Here is an 11003-nt window from a genome sequence, read left to right as displayed (position 1 = left end):
CACCCGCCCCTTCTTTAGTGTAGAAATAACGTATCCAATCTGCGCCTCAGCAGACTTTCGGTCTCATTCATCAATTTTTCACCAATGTCATCGACATGTCTGTTTCTCCATGATTCCAAATCCGTGCCCTTTACCCAATGATTAAAAGCGCCTAAAGACGGGCCGCAATGAACTTGGAAATTCACCTTTTGTTCTTCCTGCCCTTCCAAAGCAAGCAGACATCCTCTTTGCAAATACCACTTAAATAGTAACAGCATCTTATATTTTTGATTGCGCTCAGCTTTTCGGGCCAGGTTCGGCTGTTTTTCTATTATGCTTTCGTAGATTTCATCAAAAGTCTTGTTAAAATAATCATTTTCGAGCTGAATCTTTGTCTTTTCATCTATCTCATTCAAAGACTCGTATTGTTGGTAGATTTGAAATAATTTATTTGCCCTGACCGGAAACAGCGTGCCCTTTTTCAGCACCTGAACCTTTGTTCCGAACTCAAACAGAGTCTCCGAAGGCGCATAAGCAGTATCGCATATTCCTGTCTCACTCAGCATTTCTTTAACAAAACCGCTTGTTTCGGCTTCAACTGTACATTGATTAATGGATCCCGCCATAATAAAATCAGCGCCCATTAAAAAAGCAGACGCGGCAGACTCGGGAGTCCCGATTCCTCCCGCAGCCCCGATCCTTATCTTCCTTGCGTATTTGTGTGTTTCCATCATTTCATCCCGCAGGTTAACAAAAAACGGCAGCATCGCCGTCAATGAGCCCTGTTCGGTATTACTTCCGCAATCTGCTTCAATAATGATATCGTCTGCTGCCGGAATACGGCTGAGCCACTTCGCCTGCTCTTCCGTCAGCATACCGTTCTGACACATTCTCTTTACGATACTTTGAGGAGGCGGACTCAGAAATGCGGCCGCAACTTCCGGCCGTGAAACTTTGGCAATGATCCGATTATGAGGTATGACGCTGCCGCTTTTGTCTATCTTCAACTGATGCGCTTTGTAATAAATTAATGGTGCGCTGACGGAAAGATACGAAGACGCTTCTATTACTCGTACGTCATGCTTGATATATAAATCTATCAATTCCTTTTCTCTATCTTGATGATCCGGATCAAATCGCAGATTCATTCCGTAGGGCTGGCCATTTTTGAGTGTCTTCTTAATAGAAATAAGGGCCTGTTCAATTTCCTTTATCGTTAAACCCGCTGTGCCAAAGAACCCCAGCATTCCTTTCTTCCCGAGGCGTATCAGCATTTCAGCGGAAGAGATCCCTCTATGCATCGCACCTGCCAAATACGCGTATGTCAAACCGTAATCTTCTTTGAAAGATTGATCACCCAATCGGGACACCGGTGAAGCTGCACCGCTCTCTATATTTTTGGCCAAGAGGCTATGCTCTTTCCCGCTTTCCGAATTGTCCTTGTTCCCTTCAGAAAAGAAGAGACTGTCTTCCGGCGCACTGATAGTAAGCGGTTCCTCATCTCCTTGTATGGTTTGAATTAATTTAGTCAGAATGTTGCCGGGACCGATCTCTTCAAACACAGTGACGCCTTGTCCCATTAGATACCTGATGCTTTCAGTCCATTTTACCGAGTTTGTTATTTGTTCAATTAAATTCCGTTTGATATCTTCTTGTTTATAAGGTCTTGCCGTGTAGTTAGAAATGACCGGGAAATTCAATTCAGAAAATTGAAACCCCTCGATAAATTCCGCAAATTCACGCTGTGCACTTTCCATGAAACGAGAATGAAAAGCCCCGCCGACTTGCAATACGATATAAGCTTTCGCCCCTTCTTTTTCAAAAAAAGAGGCTGCCCGCTTTATCTCTTCTGCAGCCCCGGCTATCACAATTTGTGAAGATGTATTGTAATTGGCGATATCTATTTGGCCGAATTCATACTTTTGAAGTATTTTTTTTATGTGGTGCTCATCCAGTCCGATCACGGCAGCCATTCCGCCCTCGGAAGCCTCACTCATTAACTCGCCTCTTTTAGCAACCAGCCGGAGACCTGTTTCAAAATTAAAAACGCCGGCCGCAAAAAGCGCAGTATATTCACCCAGACTATGTCCTGCAACAGCATCTGGGCGTGTATGACCTTCTTTTAAACCCTTTAAATATTGCAGTGCGCTCACTGTATAAATTGCAGGTTGTGTATACTTCGTATCAGTCAGCCTCTCTTTTTCGTCTGAAAGGCATAAATCCTTTATGGAGTATCCTAAAATATGATCTGCCTTTGTAATGAGCTCACTGAATTCATCGAATAAGTCTCTGCCCATTCCTTTAAACTGCGCTCCCTGTCCGGGAAAGACGTAAGCAAGCATTTGTTTTCCTCCTGTCCCGTATTTCTGCCGTTTCTTTTCGTTCCGATTTTGATAAACGTTTTTCACTTCAATTTTAAAATTGTCGTTTACTTTCAGCACCCTTACTTAATAAGCATTACTAAGCAAAATAAAAAAACCTTTATGCCGGATAAAGGTTTAAAAGCAAAAAGCATGTACAAATATCATATTACCGTAAATATAAATAGATAGAATTTTCTGATAATTAAAATCGCATTTTCATTCTGTTTTTTATATATATCAATATAATAAAAACATTCCAACGTGCCGAAACAACGATTGGTTTTATGTGAATATTTCCCTAAATAAATACTATACCATGATTTACTTGTTGTCAATGGGAAACACACGTATATACCAATTCTTCAGCCGCCTTTTTACAGGCGGCTGAACTCGGTTGTTATCAGTTCATCAGCCCATGCCGATATGCCTTCACTATACTATTTGCGGAATAATAGTTCTTTCTCTTTGTTGTAGTCTTTAGTAAATTGATTGAACTCATCTGCTTGTTTATGCACCTTTTCGTAAACTGAGTTTACTTTGCTGATTTGCTCTTCCAGCTGCGCTAATGTGAGCTTTTTATCTTTAATCAGTTTATAAAGGTCCTTATCAAGTGAAATGGCTTTTTCGTACTTTTTGTACAAAAGGTCATAAGATGCATACCTTTTCTCCATTAAAGCGACCGCATGCCCGGCTTTTTCTTTTACTTTCTCATCCTTTATTTCTTGAGAAGTTTTTTTTGCGGATTCAAACGCTTGTTTTGAATCATCAATACTGTCTTTTTCTGCTTTCAGATGTTTTTTTCGCTGATTTGCATTGCTCAGAGCCTGATCAGACAGTGTGACAATTTTCTGGTAATCATCCATATTCAGTTTAACCGCGCTGTCATATAGATGATGCTCTTTTTTCTCCAATTTTTCTAATGTTTTCTGCTCTTTTTGAAACGGTTTTTCCGCTTGAACGGCTTTTTCCATCGAGTCATGAAGCGATTCAACCGGATCTTTTCCCCCGCAGCCGGCAAGCAGCATACTTGCGGCGCCGAGCGCTCCGATTCCTGCTAATACCTTTTTTTGAATCATATTCACTTAAAATCCCCCAATCTTGACAATTTCCACTATAGAAGCCCGAACGCTTTTTGACAATAGCTGAGCTGTAATTGGCATGACCGGGTAAAGACGCTTACGGTGCTTTCAAAGAATACTTGCGTAAAAAATTGAGAAAACAGGGCGGATGACCATACATCTTTTTGGCTTTTACATAGTTTATAGTAGACGCCGGCCCTGCTGACAGAGGGTCAGCGTAATTAAAAGAGGAGGTTTTTTTATGTACGGATATGGATTTGGCGGCGGATTTGGCGGCGGTTGTTGCGGCGGCGGATTTGGTTATGGCGGCGGTTACGGTTACGGCTGCGGCGGCGGATACGGCCGCACATTCGCATTAATCGTCGTATTGTTTATCTTATTAATCATCGTCGGTGCCGCTTATTTAGGCTGCGGCTGCTGACCTTATACACCATGAACATCGGCCGGCCTGCTATGGCCGGCCAATTGTTTCGTTGCGCCGCGAGAAAGAAATTCGCTATAATTTACATATTAAGCTTTAGGAGTGAAGTTTCTTGATTACTATGGAAAATATTGTACGCGACGGACATCCCGCGCTCAGAGAGATCGCTGAAGAGGTTCAGCTTCCCGCTTCTGACGAAGAAAAACAGCATCTTGCTGATATGATTGAGTTTGTGAAAAACAGCCAAAATCCTGAATTAGCCGAGAAATACAAGCTTCGTCCGGGCGTCGGTCTTGCCGCTCCGCAAACAGACGTAAAAAAACGGATGATCGCCGTCCATGCAGAAGATGCGAAAGGCACTTTATACAGCTATGCTCTTTTTAACCCTAAGATCGTCAGCCACTCAGTGGAAAAAAGCTACTTGACGAGCGGAGAAGGCTGCCTGTCGGTAGACGAACCCATTCCCGGCTATGTGCCGCGCTACGCACGCATCCGCGTAAAGGCGGTGACGCTTGAAGGAGAACAGATTGACATCCGCCTCAAAGGTTTTCCGGCCATCGTGTTTCAGCACGAAATCGATCATCTGAACGGCGTGATGTTTTACGACCATATCGATAAAGAAAATCCGTTCAAAGAACCTGAAAACGCCATTGCCATTGACCGTTAAAAATAACCGGCACTTCCCAAAGTGCCGGTTTTCTCTATTTCAAAAGGCCCAGTTCTTTGACGGCCCAGCTGATTCCTTCCTCATCCACCGGCTTTGTGACGAAATCAGCGGCAGCTTTTAATTCCGGAACCGCATTTCCCATCGCCACCCCGGTGCCGACAAAACGGATCATCTCAAGGTCATTTAGTCCGTCGCCGAATGCATAAGTGTCACTTACGCCGTACGGAAGCCGCTCAAGCACTCTTTTAATGCCTTCCGCTTTTGAACCGCCTTTCGGAAGCACATCCGTTGACAATTCGTGCCAGCGGACATAATCAAACTCCGGAAAAGCGGCATATGCTTTTTCTTCATGACCGCGGCAGAATAAAAGCAGCTGATAAATTTCTTTTCCTTTATAAAAAGTTTCATCAACTTCGGGATAAGGCGCTTTCAGACTGCCGATACCTTCCGAGACGTGCGGATGTCCGGGGACGGTCGTTTTCATCGTGTCTTCCGCCATAAATACGACGGGGTGCTCCCCTTCTGCCGCCTGCTTTAATAAACGCGCAACCGCATCTTCAGGAAGCGGATTTTTATAAATGACCTCACCTTCAAATACGACATACTGGCCGTTGTATGAAATAAATGATTCAATCTCAAGCTCTTCCAGAATCGGTTTTACCATAAACGGGGACCTTCCGCTGGCGATAAAAACGTGATGGCCAGCCTCTTTAAGCGCCTTCACGGCGTTTCTTGCGCTAGCGGGAATATGTTTATCATGGTCATAGATCGTGCCGTCAATATCAAAAAAAATCAATTTTGGTTTCATGTCAATTTCTCCTTTTTCCCGTTTATCAGTCGTGTCTTTTTCAATATCATCATACATAAAGTTTTTCTTCCGGAAAACCGCATTGATGAAATTCCAGTTTTACCCACGAAAACAAATTCATTTTTTCCGCATACTACTGCTATAAAGGGCTTTAAAGGAGGTATACGATGCTGCGCCGATTACGGAAGAAACTCAGAAGACAGTGGGGCGGAATGCTCCGGAAAAAAGTCATCGCGTAGAAGGGATCTTTCGGTTTTTGAAAGTCCCTTTTTTGCTCGAGACTTTCCTTATAATCCGTTTTCGAATATAATAGAATAAGCGAGTCTAACATACGGCATTTAAGGAGAGATTTGGATGATTTATAAGGTATTTTATCAAGAGAAGGCTGACGAAGTACCTGTTCGGGAAAAAACAGATTCACTTTACATTGAGGGCGTTTCAGAACGGGACGTCAGAACGAAACTGAAAGATCAGAAATACAACATTGAATTTGTTCAGCCTGTGGACGGTGCTTTTTTAGAATATGAGAAGCAGAGCGAAAATTTTAAAGTATTGGAGTTATGAGCGGAATGAAATTTGTAAAAAATGACCAGACTGCCGTTTTCGCCCTCGGCGGATTGGGCGAGATCGGGAAAAATACGTACGGGGTGCAGTTTCAGGATGAAATTGTACTGATTGATGCGGGAATCAAGTTCCCGGAAGATGAACTTCTCGGCATTGATTACGTAATCCCCGATTACACGTATTTAGTAAAAAATGAAGATAAAATTAAAGGTCTGTTTATCACCCACGGTCACGAAGACCATATCGGCGGTATTCCGTACCTGCTCAGACAAGTAAATATTCCCGTTTACGGCGGTAAACTCGCGATCGGATTACTTCGGAATAAACTTGAAGAGCACGGGCTGCTAAGACAGACCAAATTAAACATCATCGGTGAAGACGACATCGTGAAGTTCCGCAAGACGTCTGTATCCTTCTTCAGAACGACACACAGCATTCCGGATTCATACGGAATCGTCGTCAAAACACCGCCGGGCAATATCGTACATACCGGGGACTTTAAGTTCGATTTCACACCGGTAGGCGAACCGGCAAACTTGACAAAGATGGCTGAAATCGGGAAAGAAGGCGTTCTGTGCCTGCTTTCTGACAGTACAAACAGTGAGGTTCCTGATTTCACCATGTCAGAACGCCGCGTAGGCGAAAGCATTCACGATATTTTCCGAAAAGTGGACGGCAGAATTATATTTGCGACATTCGCTTCGAATATACACCGTCTTCAGCAGGTGATTGAAGCAGCCGTTTTAAACGGCAGAAAAGTTGCCGTATTCGGACGCAGTATGGAATCGGCTATTGAAATCGGACAAAATCTCGGTTACATTACCTGTCCTAAAAATACGTTTATTGAGCATAACGAAATCAATCGTATGCCTGCCAATAAGGTAACGATTTTATGTACGGGAAGCCAAGGTGAACCGATGGCGGCGTTATCACGCATCGCTAACGGGACGCACCGGCAGATTTCCATTAATCCCGGAGATACGGTCGTCTTTTCTTCCTCTCCGATTCCCGGAAACACAATCAGCGTAAGCCGCACCATCAACCAGCTGTACCGTGCGGGCGCAGAAGTCATTCACGGTTCATTGAATGACATTCATACATCCGGACACGGCGGACAGGAAGAGCAGAAATTAATGCTCCGCCTGATCAAACCGAAGTTCTTTATGCCGATTCACGGTGAGTACAGAATGCAGAAAATGCACGTCAAACTCGCGACTGATTGCGGCATACCTGAAGAAAACTGCTTTATCATGGATAATGGCGAAGTGCTGGCCCTCAAAGGCGAAGAAGCCGCTGTGGCAGGCAAAATTCCGTCCGGCTCCGTTTACATTGACGGAAGCGGAATCGGTGATATCGGCAATATCGTGCTCCGCGACCGCCGCATTCTTTCAGAAGAAGGCCTTGTTATCGTTGTTGTCAGCATCAATATGGACGACTTTAAGGTTTCAGCGGGACCTGATTTAATCTCAAGAGGTTTTGTATACATGAGAGAATCCGGTGATTTGATCAATGACGCGCAGCAGCTCATTTCGAACCATCTGGAGAAAGTAATGGATCGGAAAACAACGCAGTGGTCCGAAATTAAAAACGAAATTACCGATACGCTTGCTCCGTTCCTATACGAAAAAACAAAACGCCGCCCGATGATCCTTCCGATCATTATGGAGGTCTAAAAAAAACTGCACTCATTACGAGTGCAGTTTTTTTTATTGCAGCGGAATATGCTGAAAGGCTTTGACATCAAACAGACCGGCTGCTGTCATTTTAATATCCGGAATCACCGGAAGCGCTAAAAACGATAATGTGAGAAACGGATTGAAATCACCGGTGAATCCCAGCAGAGGAAGCTTTTCATGAAGCACGCCCAAGCTGTCATTGACCCATTCCGCCGACTTATCAGACAAAAGCCCGGCGATCGGAAGCGGAACGGAATGAAGCAATTCTCCGTTTTTCACGGCTGTTAATCCTCCTCCGGTGTCACGGAGCCTGTTGATTGCTTTTGCCAAATCGGCATCGTTTGTACCGACGGCGATGATATTATGGGAATCGTGAGAAATGGTTGTGGCGATGGCGCCTTCTTTTAACCCGAACCCTTGTACAATCCCGAGTCCTATCATTTTTTCGCCGCTGTGCCGCTCTGCGACGGCGATTTTTAATAAATCATTTTCTGTATCAGGACGAAACGCGTCAGCAGACGGTGCAGGCACTTCTTTTTTTCTCGTCTCCAAATGATTCGGTATCATTTCGATTACATTCATTTTCTTGCCCTCTTGAATCGGTATATGAAAATCCGATTCAGTCAGCGGCGCTTTCAGCCGCACTGTATCCAACAACGCCTGGTCCGGCGAATAGGAACCGGCAGACTGTTCATAAACCGTGCGTCCGTTCTCGGCAACGGTCCGGCCGGCGACCATGGTCTTCGTGACGGCAGCCTCCCGTACATCTGAAATGAACAGCAGATCTGCGTCAAAACCCGGCGCTACCGCCCCTTTTGTTTCAAGACCGTAGCACTCAGCCGCATTTAAGCTGGCGAGCTGATACGCAAGGAATGGATCAAGTCCCGCCTTTATCGCCAATTTGACTTGGTGGTTCACACTTCCTTCTGAAAGCAGATCATCTACATGCTTATCATCCGTGCAAAAGAAAAAGCGCCGCGCGTTTTTTTCATTCACCGCCGGCAGCACATTGAGCGTATTTTTTGCCACCGATCCTTCGCGCAGCATGACATACATTCCCCGTCTGATTCTGTCCAGCGCTTCTTCTTTTGTCGTCACTTCATGATCATTTGACACCATTGCGGTTCTATATATATTGATGATATCTGAAGAGAGTCCGGCTAAATGCCCGTCGATCCGTTTTCCGTGACGCTTGGCATCAAGCAGTTTCTGAAGCATATCCTCTTCACCTTCCGCAACAGACACATAATCCATTACTTCCGCAAGTCCGAGCACCTCTTTCTCCTGATAAAAAGGCTTTAAATCCTCGGCTTTTAATACGGCTCCTGAGCGTTCAAAGCTAGCGGCGGGAACACAGGAAGGAAGCATGAAACGGATGTTCAGCGGCGCCTTTTTCGCCTGCTCTATCATAAATGAAATGCCTTTTGCTCCGGAAACGTTCGCAATTTCGTGAGGATCAGTAATGACAGTAGTCACTCCGTGTGGGAGGACGGCTTTAGCAAATTCAATCGGAGTAACCATAGAGGACTCGATATGAACATGTCCGTCAATAAAGCCCGGAACGATCATTTGACCTTCTGCATCAATGACTTCTTCCCCTTCATATTCGCCCAGCCCGACGATCATTCCGCCCGTAATGGCGATATCTGCAGAAATCCATTCCTGGTTAAATACATCCATGATTTTTCCGTTTTTAATGACGGTATCGGCTTTTTGTCTGCCGGCTGATGCATTCAGCCGTTCAGCCAGTGTTTCTTTGTTCAAAATGAGGCCTCCTCTTTTTCTTTATATGGTACAATATGCTATCGGATCGCCTGATCATAGTCAATAAAAATTTCAGAAAATACCGCTTACACGATAAATGTCTTATTATTCTGACATAATAAAAGACCGTCCTTTTACGGACGGCTTTTCACTTTGTATGAAGCACTCTTTTTTCAAATCGGGAAATGTCCGTAAGAGAGCCGATAACGATGAGAATATCTTCTTTTTGGATCATTTCAGTCGCCAGCGGAGATACGATCACTTCTTTTTCTCTCTTGATGGCCACGATATTAATGCCGTACTTCGCCCGGATGTCCAGATCAAGCAGTGTGTTGCCCGCAAGCCTGCTGTTGGCCACGATCTCCACAATGCTGTGTTCGTCGGACAGCTCCAAATAATCAAGTACATTATTTGATACGATGTTGTGGGCGATGCGTTTTGCCATGTCACGTTCAGGGTGGACGATGTGGTCGGCGCCGATTTTCGCAAGCACTTTCTCATGATAATCGTTCTGCGCTTTTACCGTGATCGTGTTCACGCCGAGTTCCTTTAAGATCAGCGTCGTTAAAATGCTCGCCTGTATATTTTCGCCGATTGCCACAATGACATGGTCAAAGTTGCGCAGCCCTAAGTTTTTCAGCACCGATTCATCGGTTGAATCGCCGATGACCGCGTGTGATGCGATTTTGGCGTATTCATTCACTTTATCTTCATCAATATCCATCGCCATGACCTCAAGGCCTTCTTCACTTAATGCTTTGCAAATACTTCCGCCGAAGCGTCCGAGACCGATAACGGCAAACTCTTTTCTCATAACAGTACTCCTTTAAACAATATCTCTAATAGGAATAGTATCACATTTTCGGCAATGAGTTCATATAGCGTTTAAGCTTTTCTGAAAAGGCGGGCGATAAATACAGGTCCGCTCCGCGTTCGATTTCTTCCTGATAGTGACCCGGAGGCGCAATTTCCTCAGCTTTATCAAGAACGAGAAACGTCAGGACGCCTCTGTATACACGGCCGCCGGCACACACTTCTATGAATGCTGGACGGTATGTGTGGTTATCAACACCTTCTCTTTTGTACAGATAGGTTGCCGCTTCAAACGGGAGCTTGTACAGCACGCCTTCAGTTCGTCCCCCGTCTTCAACAAGATCGGCTCTGGAACCGTCAGGACGCCTTAACGTGAATCTCGTCGAATACCCTTCAACAACCGCCCCTCCGACCGGCTCGGCAAAAAAGTGGTCGACCCCCGCCTGTTTAAACCGGGCATTGTCCATACAGGAGCCGTAAGCGAAATAATAAACCGGACTGTCATCCTCCCGTTTCATAAAACGGTATTCTTTCCAGTCTCCGCTTTTGATACGGCTGAATGAGGCACACTGGCCGGGCTTTACGACATATGCGAAGGCGGTTTTATTCCCGGCATCCGTCGTCACGGCAACCTCTTTCCGATCAAAATCAGCATAATACGCATCCAGCTTACGGATCATCTGATGATCTGTTTCATACAATTCCCCGTACACAAAAGCTGTTTCTGCTAAAGACGCCGCAGGCTGACCTTTATCCGTTTCGTACAGCACGCCGTTTATCGCGGCCTGCTCGCACACACACGGAGCGCCTTTCAGCAGTTCATGGTTTTCTTCACGCTTCCGTAACAAACCGTATACAAAAAGAAGCAA

The 11003-nt window shown here is 45.0% G+C and carries 10 protein-coding genes; 4 read left to right on the top strand and 6 right to left on the bottom strand.

Translation table 11 applies throughout. The features are described from left to right. Nucleotides 1-14: 14 nt before the first annotated feature. The gene (gene fabD, locus RUW00_RS01300; protein ID WP_280145068.1) at nt 15-2321 is read right to left on the bottom strand and encodes an ACP S-malonyltransferase; all 2307 of its coding nucleotides are present in this window, start codon (nt 2319-2321) and stop codon (nt 15-17) included. Between the two features lie 458 nt (nt 2322-2779). Further along, a complete protein-coding gene (locus RUW00_RS01295) occupies nt 2780-3418 on the bottom strand; it encodes a YkyA family protein (RefSeq protein ID WP_280145439.1) in 639 nt (212 codons plus the stop codon). 244 nt (nt 3419-3662) lie between these two features. Here RUW00_RS01295 and RUW00_RS01290 point away from each other — a divergent pair, with 244 nt between their 5' ends. Next, the gene (locus tag RUW00_RS01290) at nt 3663-3842 is read left to right on the top strand and encodes a YjcZ family sporulation protein (protein WP_315956441.1); all 180 of its coding nucleotides are present in this window, start codon (nt 3663-3665) and stop codon (nt 3840-3842) included. Between the two features lie 112 nt (nt 3843-3954). Beyond that, nucleotides 3955-4509 carry a peptide deformylase gene (def, locus tag RUW00_RS01285; RefSeq protein ID WP_003154544.1) on the top strand — a complete coding sequence of 185 codons (555 nt, stop codon included), beginning with the start codon at nt 3955-3957 and terminating at the stop codon, nt 4507-4509. A gap of 34 nt (nt 4510-4543) precedes the next feature. Here def and RUW00_RS01280 read toward each other — a convergent pair whose 3' ends face one another. Beyond that, nucleotides 4544-5317, bottom strand: coding sequence for a Cof-type HAD-IIB family hydrolase (locus tag RUW00_RS01280; protein WP_280145067.1), 774 nt, complete (start codon nt 5315-5317; stop codon nt 4544-4546). 354 nt (nt 5318-5671) lie between these two features. Between RUW00_RS01280 and RUW00_RS01275 the strand changes: the two genes are divergently transcribed. Next, nucleotides 5672-5881 carry a DNA-dependent RNA polymerase subunit epsilon gene (locus RUW00_RS01275; RefSeq protein ID WP_003154548.1) on the top strand — a complete coding sequence of 70 codons (210 nt, stop codon included), beginning with the start codon at nt 5672-5674 and terminating at the stop codon, nt 5879-5881. A gap of 5 nt (nt 5882-5886) precedes the next feature. Then, nucleotides 5887-7554 carry a ribonuclease J1 gene (gene rnjA / locus RUW00_RS01270; protein ID WP_003154550.1) on the top strand — a complete coding sequence of 556 codons (1668 nt, stop codon included), beginning with the start codon at nt 5887-5889 and terminating at the stop codon, nt 7552-7554. A gap of 33 nt (nt 7555-7587) precedes the next feature. Here rnjA and ade read toward each other — a convergent pair whose 3' ends face one another. From ade to RUW00_RS01255, 3 genes are all read right to left on the bottom strand, one after another. Next, the gene (gene ade, locus RUW00_RS01265; RefSeq protein WP_280145066.1) at nt 7588-9321 is read right to left on the bottom strand and encodes an adenine deaminase; all 1734 of its coding nucleotides are present in this window, start codon (nt 9319-9321) and stop codon (nt 7588-7590) included. 148 nt (nt 9322-9469) lie between these two features. Next, complete coding sequence (gene ktrC, locus RUW00_RS01260) at nt 9470-10135, bottom strand: Ktr system potassium transporter KtrC (RefSeq protein WP_003154554.1); 666 nt, start codon at nt 10133-10135, stop codon at nt 9470-9472. A gap of 40 nt (nt 10136-10175) precedes the next feature. Continuing rightward, complete coding sequence (locus tag RUW00_RS01255) at nt 10176-11003, bottom strand: gamma-glutamylcyclotransferase family protein (RefSeq protein ID WP_014417635.1); 828 nt, start codon at nt 11001-11003, stop codon at nt 10176-10178.

Source organism: Bacillus sp. IS1, assembly GCF_032461585.1.
GTDB lineage: Bacteria > Bacillota > Bacilli > Bacillales > Bacillaceae > Bacillus > Bacillus velezensis.
The sequence above is the reverse complement of the archived record's forward strand: the minus strand, read 5'-3'. Positions and strand labels throughout refer to the sequence as shown.